Annotated in this window: 17 protein-coding genes; 14 read left to right on the forward strand and 3 right to left on the reverse strand. The window is 57.0% G+C overall.

Annotated features, from left to right (window positions below; genetic code table 11):
* Positions 1–180 precede the first annotated feature (180 nt).
* The gene (locus tag ACQZ6D_RS19170; RefSeq protein WP_448730239.1) at positions 181–1,182 is read left to right on the forward strand and encodes an alpha/beta hydrolase; all 1,002 of its coding nucleotides are present in this window, start codon (positions 181–183) and stop codon (positions 1,180–1,182) included.
* A 45-nt stretch (positions 1,183–1,227) separates the two neighbouring features.
* On the opposite strand, the gene ACQZ6D_RS19175 is transcribed toward ACQZ6D_RS19170, so the two are convergent.
* Positions 1,228–2,037 carry an SDR family NAD(P)-dependent oxidoreductase gene (locus ACQZ6D_RS19175; RefSeq protein WP_448730238.1) on the reverse strand — a complete coding sequence of 270 codons (810 nt, stop codon included), beginning with the start codon at positions 2,035–2,037 and terminating at the stop codon, positions 1,228–1,230.
* Between the two features lie 46 nt (positions 2,038–2,083).
* Here ACQZ6D_RS19175 and ACQZ6D_RS19180 point away from each other — a divergent pair, with 46 nt between their 5' ends.
* The 5 genes from ACQZ6D_RS19180 to ACQZ6D_RS19200 all read left to right on the forward strand — a co-directional run bounded on the left by ACQZ6D_RS19180 (position 2,084) and on the right by ACQZ6D_RS19200 (position 6,459).
* Complete coding sequence (locus ACQZ6D_RS19180; protein ID WP_003519392.1) at positions 2,084–2,464, forward strand: winged helix-turn-helix transcriptional regulator; 381 nt, start codon at positions 2,084–2,086, stop codon at positions 2,462–2,464.
* 81 nt (positions 2,465–2,545) lie between these two features.
* Positions 2,546–3,157 (forward strand): TetR/AcrR family transcriptional regulator, encoded by a 612-nt coding sequence (locus ACQZ6D_RS19185; protein WP_236775935.1) that lies wholly within the window; start codon positions 2,546–2,548, stop codon positions 3,155–3,157.
* 80 nt (positions 3,158–3,237) lie between these two features.
* Positions 3,238–4,656: an MFS transporter gene (locus ACQZ6D_RS19190; protein ID WP_421612096.1), complete on the forward strand. Its 1,419-nt coding sequence runs from the start codon at positions 3,238–3,240 to the stop codon at positions 4,654–4,656.
* 88 nt (positions 4,657–4,744) lie between these two features.
* A complete protein-coding gene (locus tag ACQZ6D_RS19195; protein ID WP_127966517.1) occupies positions 4,745–5,500 on the forward strand; it encodes an SDR family oxidoreductase in 756 nt (251 codons plus the stop codon).
* A 269-nt stretch (positions 5,501–5,769) separates the two neighbouring features.
* Positions 5,770–6,459 carry an aspartate/glutamate racemase family protein gene (locus tag ACQZ6D_RS19200; RefSeq protein ID WP_174046597.1) on the forward strand — a complete coding sequence of 230 codons (690 nt, stop codon included), beginning with the start codon at positions 5,770–5,772 and terminating at the stop codon, positions 6,457–6,459.
* Positions 6,460–6,510: 51 nt separating this feature from the next.
* Here ACQZ6D_RS19200 and ACQZ6D_RS19205 read toward each other — a convergent pair whose 3' ends face one another.
* On the reverse strand, positions 6,511–7,422 hold the full coding sequence (locus ACQZ6D_RS19205; RefSeq protein ID WP_174041345.1) for an AraC family transcriptional regulator: 912 nt from the start codon (positions 7,420–7,422) through the stop codon (positions 6,511–6,513).
* A gap of 93 nt (positions 7,423–7,515) precedes the next feature.
* Here ACQZ6D_RS19205 and ACQZ6D_RS19210 point away from each other — a divergent pair, with 93 nt between their 5' ends.
* The 8 genes from ACQZ6D_RS19210 to ACQZ6D_RS19245 all read left to right on the forward strand — a co-directional run bounded on the left by ACQZ6D_RS19210 (position 7,516) and on the right by ACQZ6D_RS19245 (position 12,756).
* Positions 7,516–8,343, forward strand: coding sequence for an oxidoreductase (locus tag ACQZ6D_RS19210; protein ID WP_448730237.1), 828 nt, complete (start codon positions 7,516–7,518; stop codon positions 8,341–8,343).
* 55 nt (positions 8,344–8,398) lie between these two features.
* Positions 8,399–8,989, forward strand: coding sequence for a TetR/AcrR family transcriptional regulator (locus ACQZ6D_RS19215; protein WP_112154511.1), 591 nt, complete (start codon positions 8,399–8,401; stop codon positions 8,987–8,989).
* A 67-nt stretch (positions 8,990–9,056) separates the two neighbouring features.
* Positions 9,057–9,683 carry a hypothetical protein gene (locus ACQZ6D_RS19220; protein ID WP_019565595.1) on the forward strand — a complete coding sequence of 209 codons (627 nt, stop codon included), beginning with the start codon at positions 9,057–9,059 and terminating at the stop codon, positions 9,681–9,683.
* A 108-nt stretch (positions 9,684–9,791) separates the two neighbouring features.
* Positions 9,792–10,646: a cytochrome b/b6 domain-containing protein gene (locus ACQZ6D_RS19225; protein ID WP_111791015.1), complete on the forward strand. Its 855-nt coding sequence runs from the start codon at positions 9,792–9,794 to the stop codon at positions 10,644–10,646.
* Positions 10,643–11,419 (forward strand): molybdopterin-binding protein, encoded by a 777-nt coding sequence (locus tag ACQZ6D_RS19230; protein WP_013637168.1) that lies wholly within the window; start codon positions 10,643–10,645, stop codon positions 11,417–11,419. Before ACQZ6D_RS19225 ends, ACQZ6D_RS19230 begins: the two co-directional genes overlap by 4 nt.
* 189 nt (positions 11,420–11,608) lie before the next feature.
* Entirely contained in the window at positions 11,609–11,782 is a 174-nt protein-coding gene (locus ACQZ6D_RS19235; RefSeq protein ID WP_236772260.1) for a hypothetical protein, read from the forward strand.
* A gap of 51 nt (positions 11,783–11,833) precedes the next feature.
* Complete coding sequence (locus ACQZ6D_RS19240) at positions 11,834–12,418, forward strand: DUF308 domain-containing protein (protein WP_448730236.1); 585 nt, start codon at positions 11,834–11,836, stop codon at positions 12,416–12,418.
* A gap of 26 nt (positions 12,419–12,444) precedes the next feature.
* Positions 12,445–12,756 (forward strand): chorismate mutase, encoded by a 312-nt coding sequence (locus tag ACQZ6D_RS19245; protein WP_410118134.1) that lies wholly within the window; start codon positions 12,445–12,447, stop codon positions 12,754–12,756.
* A 70-nt stretch (positions 12,757–12,826) separates the two neighbouring features.
* On the opposite strand, the gene ACQZ6D_RS19250 is transcribed toward ACQZ6D_RS19245, so the two are convergent.
* Positions 12,827–13,687 (reverse strand): LysR family transcriptional regulator, encoded by an 861-nt coding sequence (locus tag ACQZ6D_RS19250; RefSeq protein WP_448730235.1) that lies wholly within the window; start codon positions 13,685–13,687, stop codon positions 12,827–12,829.
* Positions 13,688–13,720: the final 33 nt, after the last annotated feature.

Genomic DNA, 13,720 nt, shown 5'->3' on the forward strand with positions numbered 1-13,720 from the left:
GCTACTCCACATTGTTGTAGGGGTTGAGGGGCTAGGACGCCATTTTTAGGTTTAGGATCGAGGTCTGTCGGAATAAGAATACATGAACTACCTCCTGGTGGTCCAAGTTTCGTCCGCATCCCACCCCGCCAGAACCGTCAATATTCCATGCCGAAACACAGACATGTCGATATTCGACCAATGACAGAGCAAGAAATGAGCGATTTCACACGCAGCGCAGCCATCCCTTCACGGACAATTCACCCCCCACACTCCATTAGCGTTGAAGCGCAAGCGTCACTGTCGCGCCTGGTCGACAAGGACGGCAGTGCGATCAATGCGCAGTATGAAATGCCCTCTCCGGAGGACTTTTCCGGCTGGATGAATATAAAAGCCGCAGTAGATGCGCATTACGCCGCCGCGGCAAAAGATCTTGCCGGGAGTTTGCAGTCCACAGTCGAGACAATCGTAGTCGAACAAGCAACGATCCATGTCGCGACGCCGCACGGGCAATTTGATGCTCGTGGCGCACTGATCGACCTGCATGGTGGCGCATTGGTGTTTGGAGGCGGTGAGGCCTGCCGCGTCAGTGCGCGTCGCCAGGCGCACCAGCATGTCGTTCGATGCTACGGCGTCGATTACCGGATGCCGCCTGAGCATCCATGTCCGGCCGCTCTTGATGACTGCTTGGCCACGTATCGCCATGTCTTGACTGGTCATTCCCCCGACAAGGTGGTCATCTTGGGTCGATCGGCAGGCGGCAATCTGGCGACCGCCATGCTGCTGCGGGCGAAAGATGAAGGCATGCCAATGCCCGGCAGATTAGTCTTGCTCTCGCCACAGGTTGACCTCACCGAATCGGGCGACAGTTTCCAAACAAACCAGATAATTGATCTCGTTCTGCCGCGCCCGCTCAGATCAAACAACCTGCTCTACGCTCGTGGTGCTGATCTTTCCAATCCCTATTTATCGCCGCTCTTCGGCGATTTGGCGGGCCTTCCGCCGACATTTTTGCAGACCGGCACGCGTGACCTGTTCCTATCGAACACGGTGAGGATGCATCGAGCCTTGCGAAAAGCTGGCGTGGAAACAGAATTGCACGTCTTTGAAGCCATGCCCCATGGTGGCTTCATGGGTGGGACACCGGAAGACCAGGAACTCGAAGCGGAGATCCACCGGTTCGTCATGGCAAACTGGAACTAAGGCCGGAAACCCACACAGGTTTGGCGCCGCCCCTCTGTTGTCCTGCTACATCCCTGGCCACATTCCTCCGTCAAGTCGGAGGTTTGCTCCTGTGATATAGCCGGCACGGGGGCTCGAGAGAAACGCAATCGCATCCGCAATCTCCTCGAGGGTTCCGACCCTTCCAAGGGGCACCTGAGCAAACATTGGCAGGATTTCTCTCTCTATGTCATTCCAGGGGGCGTCGATGGCCATCCCCCTCTCAATGGCTTTCTTACGGAATGCGGTATCCAAACTGATGCTATGCACCGTTCCAGGCGAAACGGTGTTTGCGGTGATGCCGTATGCAGCAACGTCTTTTGCGAGCGACGCCGTCATCGCGATCATGGCTGCTTTGGCGGCAGAGTAGTCCGGTCGACTTGCAGGCGGCATCAGGGCCGCCAGGCTTGAGATGTTTATGATCCGACCCCACCGCGACGCTTTCATTGCGGGCAGAACGAGCGAGATGATCCTCACAGATGCGAGCACGTTCCTGTCATAGACAGCGGCCCACGTTTCAGAGCTTGTCGAGGTCCAATCCTCCGCCGGGGCAGATCCGCCGGCATTGTTGAACAGGATGTCGATCGAGCCTGCTGCAGCCTTTGAATCACGAACCAGACGATCAACCTGATCCGGCACTGTCAGATCGCCGAATACCGCGAAAGCATGACCTCCAGAGGATATGATATCATGGGCGACCTCCTCTGTTTTCATTCTGTCGCGACCGTGGACAAGAACGGTTGCCCCTTCCTTTGCGAGGCCTCTGGCCACGCCCTCGCCAATCCCCTTACTGCTTCCCGTGACCAGTGCAACCTTGTTTTGGAGTTGTAAGTCCATGATATTCCATCCGTGTTATCGTCTCCTGCAGATATGAGGTTCGTTGATGAAACAGGCAATTACGCACTTTAAAGTGCCTGTCGAGGACAGGGCGACATGCCTCGGAGCCGACGGATCTGTCTCTCATGTCAGTAGGGTGCTTCGGATGATCACAGGACGTTGGAAACTGCCGATCCTTTTCCGATTGTTCGCCGAACCATCATTGCGGGCATCGCAGTTCATGAGAGACATACCCGGGATATCCCAGAAGATGCTAACGCAACATCTCAGGGAACTGGAAAATGACGGCCTCATAAGCCGACACGACTTTCAAGAGCAGCCACCTCGAGTCGAATACTCGCTGAGTTCAGCAGGCCACGGGCTTATGCCGATTTTGATGGCGGTCAGGGAATTCTCTCGGGATTATCCCGTCGATCGGCGTCTATAACTAAATTGGGTGCCGAACGCTTGGCGCAACATTCCGAAAATATCGCTTGTATTATGGACTGAATGGTTCCATATTGACTCCATGGTCAAGCGCACTCAAATATCCGCGTCCGTTGGTCGCCCTCGAGAATTTGAACTCGATGAAGCAGTTCGAAAAGCAATGCAGGTATTTTGGGATCGTGGATATCACGATGCATCACTTCCCGACCTGCTTGAGGGCATGGAGCTTTCCAGGGGCAGCTTTTATAAGGCTTTCGTCGACAAGCGAGGCGTCTATCTGCGTGCCCTCGACGCTTACATCGAGGACGCCGTTCGCTCGGTCGGTGAAACGCTGCATTCCAATCCGTCGCCCAAAGCCGCAATTCGAGACGCTTTTTCTCAACAAGTGGATCAAGCATCGGGAACGGAAGGTCTGCGTGGATGCTTTGTCGTCTTTGCAGCTGTCGAAATGCTGCCAGAGGATAAAGAGGTCGCACCACGTATTTCCCGGCTGTTCAGACGGTTGCAAGATCTTTATGCGGCGGCGATCATAAGGGCCCAGGCCTTGGGCGAAATCGATCCAGGGCTGGATGAACGAACGCTCGCCAGGTTCCTCGTGTGTCAGATTCAGGGCATGCGGGTCCTCGCCAAGGCAGGAGCGGATCGCGCTGAGACGAGGGCCATGGTCGAACTGGCACTGAAGGCACTTGGCTGAACCAAATTTGGAACCAAATAGTTCCAAATACTTAACATTGCAAACCGTCGATCGATTTTTTGGTCGATGTGGAGACACTTATGAGAGACACCAGCAATCCCGATGACAAACTCGATCCACGTCGATGGATGGCACTGGTTATCCTTTTGACCGGCGCCTTTTTGCCACCGCTCGACTTCTTCATCGTCAATGTGGCGCTGCCCTCGATCCGGGAGGATTTCAGGGCCTCTGCGTCAACGATGCAACTGATTATCTCCGGTTACGCCACCACCTATGCTGTGATGCTGATCACTGGGGGCAGGCTTGGAGATCTCTATGGTCGACGAAATGTCTTTCTGGCTGGAATGGTCGGGTTTGCAGCCGCATCTGCCTTATGCGGGTTTGCCTGGTCTCCAGCCGCGTTGGTCGCCGGCCGTATCCTTCAGGGGTTTGCAGCGGCAATCATGGCACCGCAAGCCTTGGCTTCCATCAATGCGATTTTCCCAGACCACGAAAAATCAAAAGCTCTCAGCTTTTATGCCCTGACATTCGGGGTGGCATCGATGGTTGGTCTGTTTCTCGGTGGTGCGTTGATTGCGCTTGATATCCTTGGACTTGGATGGAGAGCCATCTTCCTCATCAACCTGCCGGTTATCGCGGTCGCTGCGCCGTCGGCCTTCATCATGTTGCGGGAAACCCGATCTGAGCGCCCAAGCAAACTGGATCTTGGCGGAGCATTGTTGATCGCGATTGCGCTATCTGCGCTGATTGCGCCGCTGATCGAGGGGCGGGAGCAGGGGTGGCCGATCTGGCTAATCCTGATGCTTGCAACGTCCCTCCCGTTTTTCCTCCTGTTCTGGCGGCATGAGAAACACCTGGAGTCGACGGGGAGAGATCCGATTCTTGCACCTAGCCTGCTGCAAAACCGTGGACTAATGCGCGGGCTACTGGCTGCATTGTTCTTCTACTCGCTTGCGGCCTTCTGGCTGATATTCTCGGTCTATCAGCAGGGTGGCCTTGGTCTGACGCCTTTCGAGGCCGGGCTGGCGATCCTTCCTGCGGCCGTCGGCTTCGTCCTTGGTCCTTTTGCAAGTGAGCGCATCCTCCGCGTCTTCGGAAGATTTTCCGCAGGCGCCGGCATGGTGCTGCAAGCTGCAGGGTTGTTTGGAACGGCGGCCTTGATTTCGAATGGCCTTCCGCAATTCCTTTTTGCTGCGCTTTTTCTTATCGGTGCGGGGCAGGGGATCGCCCTTCCAAACCTGGTGAAGAGCATCGTGCAAAGGGTGGACCGGACGCAGTCAGGATTGGCCTCTGGTCTGGTCAATTCGATGTTTCAGATTGGCGGTGCGTTGGCAGCCGCAATCGTTGGCGGATTGTTCTTCTCGATCCTGGGGTCGGCCACAGACGTTCAATCCATTGGCCGAGCATACAGCGTTGCAGCCGTTGCAATTGCCATTTGTCTTCTCGTCGCGGGATGGCTTTCCGTCAGCCTGACATCGACACAACCGTTGCGTCGATGAGCGGCCCCATAGCAGCCCATCATCAGCCGATCGCGCGGAAACGGCGTGAAATTCCAGAGCAAAACAGAGACATTCAGAGGTACTCTCCATGAACAACATCTCCACACTACCTCTTTCCGGCAAGCGCGCGCTGGTCACCGGTGCGGCACGCGGTATCGGTGCGGCAATTGCGCTAAAACTGGCCGAGGATGGTGCCGACGTTGCGATCACCTATGAGAAGTCGGTCGAGAAAGCGGAAGCTCTCGTTGCCAAGATCCGCGCCATGGGTCGAAATGCGATCGCCATCCATGCCGATGCCGCGAACATAGCAGCCGCGATGGCTACCGTCGAACAAACTGTCGCTGAGCTCGGCGGCCTTGATATTCTCGTCAATAATGCCGGTGTCCTTTTCGCAAGTGATTTCTCCACGCAGCCACTTGAGGAGATTGATCTTCAGCTGAACGTCAATGTTCGCGGCGTCTTTCTGATCACCCAGGCAGCGCTGAAATACATCCCCAACGGAGGTCGCATCATCAGTACCGGCAGCAATGCGGGTCTGGCTGTCCCGTTCGCGGGGATCGCGGTCTATGCCGCGACCAAGTCTGCGCTGGAAAGCTTCACGCGCGGTCTCGCACGTGAGCTGGGCTCTCGGGAAATTACCGTCAATCTGGTTCGACCAGGTCCGATTGATACTGACATGAACCCTGCCGATGGCGCGCTTGCAGCCGCCATTCTGCCAAACCTGTCGATTGCTCGATATGGTAAAACCAGAGAAGTCGCTGAGGCCGTCGCCTTTCTCGCGGGGCCCGGTGCAGCCTACATCACCGGCTCAGGCATTCTGGTCGATGGCGGCATCAGTGCCTGAGCATTGATACGAGGCGGGGCCTCGCTGCTCTGTCCTGCAGGTGATAACGCGGAATTTGGGCGCGCATGGGCTGCGGAGTTCCCTCCGCTGCACTGTGCGCGTAAATTTGGCGAAGCGGGCGGCGGCCATCATCCAGGAATTTCTCCACTCCGTTGGTGGTGGTTTTCCTGAGTTGCAATCGTACCAAGGTAGCAAATATGGGTGGCCTGGTTTCTGCTCAAGCGCCCGTTGAGCGGTAACAGACCTAACGTATGAACATGGAGAAACATTTGAAGACCATCGGCATACTTGGCGGAATGTCCGCGACGTCAACCCAGATTTATTACCGAGAACTCTGCAGGCTTACCCGCGAGAGCCTGGGAGGACTTCATTCTCCCGAGCTTCTCATACGGTCTGTCGACTTCGACGAAATCGAAAAATTGCAGGCATCCTCCGATTGGGAAGCGGCGGGCCGCATCCTCAATGAACATGCTATCGCGCTGCAGCGCGGAGGTGCCGACCTCCTCATCCTGGCGACAAACACCATGCACAAGGTGGCGGACAAGATCGTGGGCGGGGTGTCGATCCCGTTTGTGCACATCGCGGACGCAACTGCAACCGCTATCCTCGACCGCGGTTTCCGGAGACCGGGTTTGATGGCAACCGCCTTCACCATGGAGCAGACCTTCTACACCGACCGCCTCATCGCTCAGGGGCTGTCGCCAACGATCCCTGAAGCTGATGATCGAGCTGAAACCCATCGCATTATCTATGAAGAGCTGTGCCGCGACATCGTTCGCGAGGAGAGCCGCTTGACCTATGAACGGATTGCGCAGCGTCTGGTCGACAAAGGCTGCGACTGTCTTATCCTTGGCTGTACCGAGGTGGGTATGCTGTTAAACCAGGATAACGTAGGTGTTCCCGTCTTCGACACGACCCTCATTCATTGCAAAGCCGCCCTTCAAGCTGCTTTACAATGACGTGTTGTGTTCTGACGGTCGATCGATTGTGAGAACGATGAGGGGCAATGGTCAAACCTGTTCGCCCAGGTGATGCCGGACCCACTTCGCTTCTTCCGATGCGGTACGCCCGAAATGCCGTCTGAAGTCGCGGCTGAATTGCGCCGGGCTGACATAGCCCACTGACGCCGCCACCTCTGCAATTGTTCCAGTCTGGCGGGCGATCATCAGTCTCGCTTCATGGAGCCGCATCGCCTTCACATATTGCATGGGACTTGAGCCTGTCAGCTCCTTGAAATGGACATGGTAGGAAGGAACGCTCATGCCCACTCCTCTGGCCAGGTCCGCGACGGTGATTTCAGAGCCGTAGTTTTTGCGCAGCCATGCCAGGCTCTCGACCAGTTTTCCCGACGTCCCTTTCCGCTGCAGGGCGGCGATCACTGCGCCGCCTTGCGGGCCTGACATGACCCGGTAATGCAGCTCACGCAGGATGGAGTCTCCAAGGACGGCGACTTCAACCGGACTGCCGAGCACCGTCAGCAAGCGCAGCAGGACGTCTTCGATACTGCTGTCCATCCTGCTCGAGAAGAGCCCTTTTGGCTTGACGCTTGCAGGACCGGCGAGTTTTTCGAGCTGCGTGGCGATCTCGGCCGCCATCTGCATATCGAACTCTAAATAGACCGCGAGCAGTGGCCGCCGTGCACTGGCTGTAGATGTCATCCTAAAGGGAACGGGCACCGAAACGGCAAGATAGTGGTGCTCGTCGTAGAGGTAGATTTCCCCGTCCAGAATTCCGTGTTTGCTCCCCTGCAATACGAACACGGCGCCCGGCTTATAAAGAACCGGAATGTCATTCAGCACTGCTTCCGTGCGTAGGATACGGACATTACCGAGCCCGGTCTGGTTGTAGCCAAGACGAGGAGCGAGTTGTCCGGCCAAGGCGGCAGACTGGTCATGTGTAGAGGGCGGCATTTTACAGTTCATAGGAATTGGCAAAAATCTAAGAGCATTCGCAATCGAACCCGCGTTGTCTCCAGATTATCTGTCACATCGACGGGTAATCAAGGAGTTTCAGAAATGTCGAGCAAAACGTTTTTCATAACAGGGGCTAACTCGGGCTTTGGGCTGGCCATCGCCACTGCCGCAATCGAAGCCGGTCACACCGTCATAGGGACCATCCGCCCCGAATCATCACGTGACGTGTTGTTAAAGGACCTCCCAGCGCTTCACCCGGTCCTTTGCGACGTCACCGATTTTGATCGTATTCCGGTCGCGGTGCAGCAAGCGGAGGAAGAGCATGGCCCAGTCGATGTGCTGATCAACAACGCCGGATATGGGCACGAGGGTGTGCTTGAGGAATCGCCGATCGAGGAGATGCGCCGCCAGTTCGACGTGAACGTGTTTGGCGCCGTTGCAGTCGCCAAGGCGTTTCTCCCAAGGTTCCGTGAGCGCCGAAGCGGCTTTATCGTCAACGTCACGTCGATGGGCGGCATGATCACCATGCCCGGCATCGCCTATTACTGCGGCAGCAAGTTCGCGTTGCAGGGTATTTCAGAGGTCATGCGGTCGGAAATGGCGCCGTTCGGTGTGCACGTAACAACCCTTTGCCCCGGCTCGTTTCGGACGGACTGGGCAGGCCGTTCCATGGTCCGTACAGAGCGTTCCATTGCTGACTATGATACCCTGTTTGATCCGATCCGCGAGGCGCGTCAGGCCGTGAGCGGCAAGCAGCTCGGAAATCCGCAAAAGCTCGCCGACGCGGTGCTGACCCTCATCGAATCTGACAATCCCCCGCCGCAACTTCTCCTTGGCAGCGATGCGCTTAAACATGTAACGGCGCGGATCGAACGCCTGACCCAGGAAATCGGAGCTTGGAAGGGCGTGACTGTCTCCACGGACGGCTAACGCAAACCCAAAATTTGCTGTTGACGATCTGCCTACTAGAAGGTAGACAGGCTGCATGAGCAATCTTTCGACCACCTCGGACGACATTCTGGCGTCCACCCGACACCTTCTGATAAGCGGCGGCTACAATGGCTTCAGCTACGCCGATATCTCGGAGATTGTCGGTATCCGCAAAGCAAGCATTCATCATCATTTTCCCAGCAAGGTCGATCTGGTGCGTGAGCTGGTCAAGCGTTATCGGGAGGATGGCCAGGCAAGCGTGGCAGTCCTTGAGCAGAAGGTTCCGAATGCTCTGGACATCCTCAAGGCTTATGCAAACCACTGGGCTGCATGCATTGAGGATGCCAGCAGACCCTACTGTGTCTGTGCTATGCTTGCCAGTGAACTGCCATCCCTCCCCACGGAAGTCGCAACCGAGGTGACGAACTTTTTTCGCTTCATCTCCTCGTGGCTGGCATCGGTCATGGAGCGAGGTTCCAAGCAGGGCGAACTGACCCTTACCAGTCTGCCGCATGTCGAAGCCGAAACATTTCTGGCAACCGTCTACGGGGCAATGCTTTCGGCGAGAGCCAATGGGAAGCCGGAAGTGTTCTCAATGATACTCGAACCTGCCCTCAATCGTCTCACGCCGACGGTTTCTCACTAATCCTGCGTGGCAAGGCTACTCGGGTCAATCGCGTCCATCGAAACTACCAACTAGTAGGAAGATAAAAATGAGAAATACTTTCCCAGCCTTGGCCCTCGGGCTGACCAGCATCCTTTCTGTAACTGTCCTTTCGGCACCCGCGTCTGCCGAAGATAAGAAAGCCGCGCCGATCCATGTCCGCGGCAGCATCGTCGACTACCAGGCGTCAACGCTCAAGGTGAAGACCCGCGAAGGCGAGACCGTCGACGTCGCCCTTGCCAACGACTGGAAAGTCGCCAGCGTTGCCAACGCAAAGGTCACCGACATCAAGCCGGGCGATTTTGTGGGGATCGCATCATTGCCAAAGGCCGACGGCGGCGATGGTGCGCTTGAGGTCCTCATTTTTCCGCCGGCAATGAAAGGCACAGGCGAGGGGAGCTACGGTTGGGATCTGAAGCCCGACAGCAGCATGACCAATGCGACGGTCGCGGATGCCGTTAAAGGCGTCGATGGCCGGACTGTCACCGTGACCTATCATGGCAAGGAAAAGAAGATCGCCATTCCGGATGGGACACCGGTCGTGACCATCGCCGCGGCCACCAAGGATGATCTCGTTCCTGGCGCCGTTGTCTTCATCACCGCCGAAAAGACTGCAACAGGCCCCATCGCCCATCAGGTGGTCGTCGGCAAGAATGGCGTGGTTCCACCCATGTGAAGACCACGCCGTCACTGGCCGGAGCAGCCGCCTTACTGCTTCGGCCCGTGACTACAGATCGACGCTGCTTGGTGTGCAGCCGCTAATGCACAGATGAAAGACGCTGAGATGAGCGCAGACGCTTCCAATGACAATGTTCAATACCCTCGGACGATCTTTATCCGCCGCCACTCCGTTGTGACTCGGCTTACGCACTGGCTGAACGTGCTTTGCCTGGGCTTCCTTCTTTTGAGCGGGCTTCAGATCTTCAATGCCCACCCGGAGCTTTATTGGGGTCATTATGGCGCGAACGGCGATCCCGCCATCCTGACAATCGGCTCAGATGATGGCGGTGGTCAGCCGCGCGGTTTCGTTCGTATTGCCGGGCTGGAGATCCCCACGACGGGCGTGCTTGGCGTTTCTCAGGCTGACGGCGAACAAGTCTCACGCGCTTTTCCCTCCTGGGCAACCATCCCTTCATTCCAGGATCTTGCGGCCGGACGTCGCTGGCATTTCTTCTTCGCCTGGCTGTTTGTGATCAACGGCATTGTCTATCTCTGCTTCAGCGTGCTGAGCGGACATTTCCGCAAAGATCTCGCGCCAAAGCCCCATGAGATCTCGCCGCGCCACCTCGGCCGCGAAATCCTCGACCACGCTCGGCTCCGCTTTCCGGAAGGGGAGGAGGCCAAACACTACAACGCGCTTCAAAAGCTCACCTATCTGGCGGTCATTGTCGTTCTGCTGCCGCTGATGGTGCTGACAGGTTTGACAATGTCGCCCGGCGTCGATGCCGCTCTGCCGTCCCTTGTCGATATTTTCGGCGGACGCCAGTCCGCGCGCACGATCCATTTCATCACAGCGTCGGCGCTTGTCATCTTCGTCATCGTGCACGTGGCAATGGTGGTCCTTTCCGGGACTTGGAACAACATCCGCTCGATGATCACCGGACGCTATGCGATCCAGGAGAAAGGCCAGAAATCATGAGCAAGCTTTTCACCCGACGCCGCTTTCTCATCGGCGGCACGCTCGGGGCCAGCGCCCTTACTCTCTCGGGTTGCGACCTCTTGGACCAGAACGCAGACGTCGCAAACGTCCTTCGCTCAGCTGAGCATCTGACCATGAAAGCCCAGAGACTGCTTCAGGGGCGCGATTCACTGGCGCGCGAGTTTGACGAAAAGGACATTTCCCCCTCCTTCCGTGTCAATGGAACGAGTGCTCCCGACAGCGATGAATATGCGGAACTGTTGGAAGGTCACTTCACAAACTGGCGACTGAAGATCGACGGTCTTGTTGATCGGCCTCGAGAGATTTCGCTCATAGATCTGAAGGCGCTTCCTTCCCGCACCCAGATCACCCGCCATGACTGCGTCGAAGGCTGGAGCGCCATCGCCAAGTGGAGAGGCGTTCCGCTCGCCCATCTGTTGCGCCTTACCGGCGTCAAGCCGACGGCGCGATATGTCGTCCTGCATTGTGCCGACGAGCTCGAAAAGACGCTCGACGGAAGCGGCCGCTATTACGAGAGCATCGATCTCATCGACGCGGTTCATCCGCAAACCATCCTCGCCTACGAGATGAACGGCGAGGACCTTAGCGTCGGTCACGGCGCGCCCTTGCGTCTCAGGGTCGAGCGGCAACTGGGGTACAAACAGGCCAAGTACATCATGCGCATCGAACTGGTCGACAGCTTCGCCGGCCTGTGGGGCGGGAACGGCGGCTATTGGGAAGATCGCGGCTACGAATGGTACGCCGGCATCTAAGGCCAACAAATGGCGAACCACAGGAAAACAATCCATGAGCCGACGCAAAGTCCAGAAAGTGATGCCGATTTCAGCAATTGCACCTTCACGACAGGTCGAAATCAACCAAACCAGTTCGATCCTCTCGGATCCTGACGGCCGATGGGCGGCGAGGCGCCAAGAGGCGATCAGCGATGCCTTCGAGAAAATATGCGCATCAAGGGTTCCTACTGCGGCGGGGCAAAGGTTTCCTCTCAACGCGGCTCGCATGACCTCGATAGTTCCGAGAGGTCAGCCGGGAAACTCTCCGGCGAAGGCCATCGGATCGGCCGTACTGAATGGGACGAGAACACCCTCTTCGGCAAGTATGTCGTCTTCATCTGACGACCCTAGCGCGAACCATCAATCAAACAGTTCACAAAGTGGAAGAAAACAATGTCGAACAACCAGACCTCCCGTGCCCCGCGCGGCAACGACCAGTGGCTCAAGCAGTATTACTTTACCAGAGCGGCCTTCTCAGTGCTGTGGGTCGCGGCTGCGTTGACTGCCGGACGGCATTCCTTTGCGGTGGCTGCCGCACTGCTGATCATCTATCCCGCTTGGGATGCAATCGCGAACGTTATCGATGCCGCAAGGAGCGGTGGTCTTGCCGCCAACCGGAGCCAAGCGATCAACGTCGCAGCGAGCTCGGTTATGACGATAGCCGTGATCCTGGCGTTGACAATGAACATGAACTGGGTTCTCGGCGCTTTCGGTCTATGGGCGATTTTTTCGGGGCTGTTGCAGCTTGGAACTGCCGTGCGGCGTTGGAGAACGAGTGGAGGTCAGTGGGCGATGATTTTGAGCGGTGGCCAATCCTCTTTGGTCGGCGCACTCTTCATCTTTCAAGCGCAAATGCCGCAGGAACCTTCTATCTCAACGGTTGCGGGCTACGCTGCCGTCGGGGCATTCTACTTTCTGGTTTCGGCAATTTGGCTGTCGATCGCCCTGTCGCGCCGCAGTACGCAACCCATCTCGTAAGCGCTACCTCGCGCCAATGAAACCGCTTGGAAGATATTCAAATGATGACAGATGATGCGGCAGGGCAACTTGCTTCCTATCGGAGGACCATCGACAACCTGGATTCAGCTCTCCTCTATATCCTGGCCGAACGCTTTCGCTGTACCGAGCAAGTCGGCCACTTGAAGGCTAAGCAGGCGTTGCCGGCAATCGATAATGAGCGAGAGCGACGCCAATTGGATCGACTGATGAGCATTGCTAGTGATGTTGGCCTCAGTGGGCACTTTGTCGAACGGCTGATGACAATGATCGTGGGTGCTGTGGTGGAGCGGCATAGGGAGATTGCGGCCAAGAAGTAAGTTGTCTGTCGCGCCTGTGCTACCGCAGCCGTGGATCGGAGTGGAAAATCGATCTTCTTTGGGCGGCTTATCATGCAGCGGTTTTTGTGAGGTGGTCCGAGACGGTCGCGATAAACGCCCGAAGACGCTGAAGACGTCGCAGGTCCCGGTGATATCCCATCCAGATGTCTCGCGCCGGCGGCGGCTTAGGTAGTTCCAGTCTGCGGATACCCAGGATCTGATTGCCCACGACGCGGGGCAGGACGGCGATCCCAACGCCCTGCTTGCACATTCGTGCCTGGACGTTTCGGTTGTTTGATCGCAGCACGGGTCTCGCGTTCGGGAAACTCTCGGTGAGCCAGGCTATGTCGGGGAATTGCCCTGTCGAAGTATCGTGGGTGATCAGCCGGAAACCTGTCCCGTCGCCATATTTAGGGTCAGGCGACTCCTCGGCGATGTAGACGTCGTATTCGAGCCTGAAGAGCCGCCGTTGAATGACATCTGCAGTGCCGAACGGAACGATGCGAAAGGCGACGTCGGCCTCCCTTTGGGCGAGGTTGAACAGGCGAGTGCCGGTCAGGATTTCGACGTCTACATTGGGGTAGGCTTTCGAGAAATCTGCCAAAATGGGAGGCAGGACATAAGCCCCGAACCAGTCTGCTGATGAGATGCGCAGATTGCCTTTGAGATTTTGCTCCTGCCCGGCGAGCCGGCGCTCCATGGCAAGCGCGCCTTCTTCCATCTGCTCGGCCAGGGCGATGATCCCATGGCCCTCCTCGGTCAGCACGAGACCGTCCGCGGTCCGCTGGAAGAGCGTGTGGCCGATCGCCTCCTCAAGGGCACGCAGCCGTCTGCCTACGGTGGGATGGCTTGTGTGAATAGCACGTGCAGCGCCGCCGAGCGTTCCGGATCGCGCAACCGCAAGGAAGATTTTTACGTCACTCCATTCCACGGCCAAGCCCTTACAAAAATGAACATTGAAAAT

Source organism: Agrobacterium sp. 22-3639C2, assembly GCF_053522105.1.

Bases quoted from the DNA above. Each gene is read 5' to 3' on its own strand.
- ACQZ6D_RS19170 (WP_448730239.1), top strand. From the start codon at position 181: ATGACAGAGCAAGAAATGAGCGATTTCACACGCAGCGCAGCCATCCCT.
- ACQZ6D_RS19175 (WP_448730238.1), bottom strand. From the start codon at position 2,037: ATGGACTTACAACTCCAAAACAAGGTTGCACTGGTCACGGGAAGCAGT.
- ACQZ6D_RS19180 (WP_003519392.1), top strand. From the start codon at position 2,084: ATGAAACAGGCAATTACGCACTTTAAAGTGCCTGTCGAGGACAGGGCG.
- ACQZ6D_RS19185 (WP_236775935.1), top strand. From the start codon at position 2,546: ATGGTCAAGCGCACTCAAATATCCGCGTCCGTTGGTCGCCCTCGAGAA.
- ACQZ6D_RS19190 (WP_421612096.1), top strand. From the start codon at position 3,238: ATGAGAGACACCAGCAATCCCGATGACAAACTCGATCCACGTCGATGG.
- ACQZ6D_RS19195 (WP_127966517.1), top strand. From the start codon at position 4,745: ATGAACAACATCTCCACACTACCTCTTTCCGGCAAGCGCGCGCTGGTC.
- ACQZ6D_RS19205 (WP_174041345.1), bottom strand. From the start codon at position 7,422: ATGAACTGTAAAATGCCGCCCTCTACACATGACCAGTCTGCCGCCTTG.
- ACQZ6D_RS19210 (WP_448730237.1), top strand. From the start codon at position 7,516: ATGTCGAGCAAAACGTTTTTCATAACAGGGGCTAACTCGGGCTTTGGG.
- ACQZ6D_RS19215 (WP_112154511.1), top strand. From the start codon at position 8,399: ATGAGCAATCTTTCGACCACCTCGGACGACATTCTGGCGTCCACCCGA.
- ACQZ6D_RS19220 (WP_019565595.1), top strand. From the start codon at position 9,057: ATGAGAAATACTTTCCCAGCCTTGGCCCTCGGGCTGACCAGCATCCTT.
- ACQZ6D_RS19225 (WP_111791015.1), top strand. From the start codon at position 9,792: ATGAGCGCAGACGCTTCCAATGACAATGTTCAATACCCTCGGACGATC.
- ACQZ6D_RS19230 (WP_013637168.1), top strand. From the start codon at position 10,643: ATGAGCAAGCTTTTCACCCGACGCCGCTTTCTCATCGGCGGCACGCTC.
- ACQZ6D_RS19235 (WP_236772260.1), top strand. From the start codon at position 11,609: ATGCGCATCAAGGGTTCCTACTGCGGCGGGGCAAAGGTTTCCTCTCAA.
- ACQZ6D_RS19240 (WP_448730236.1), top strand. From the start codon at position 11,834: ATGTCGAACAACCAGACCTCCCGTGCCCCGCGCGGCAACGACCAGTGG.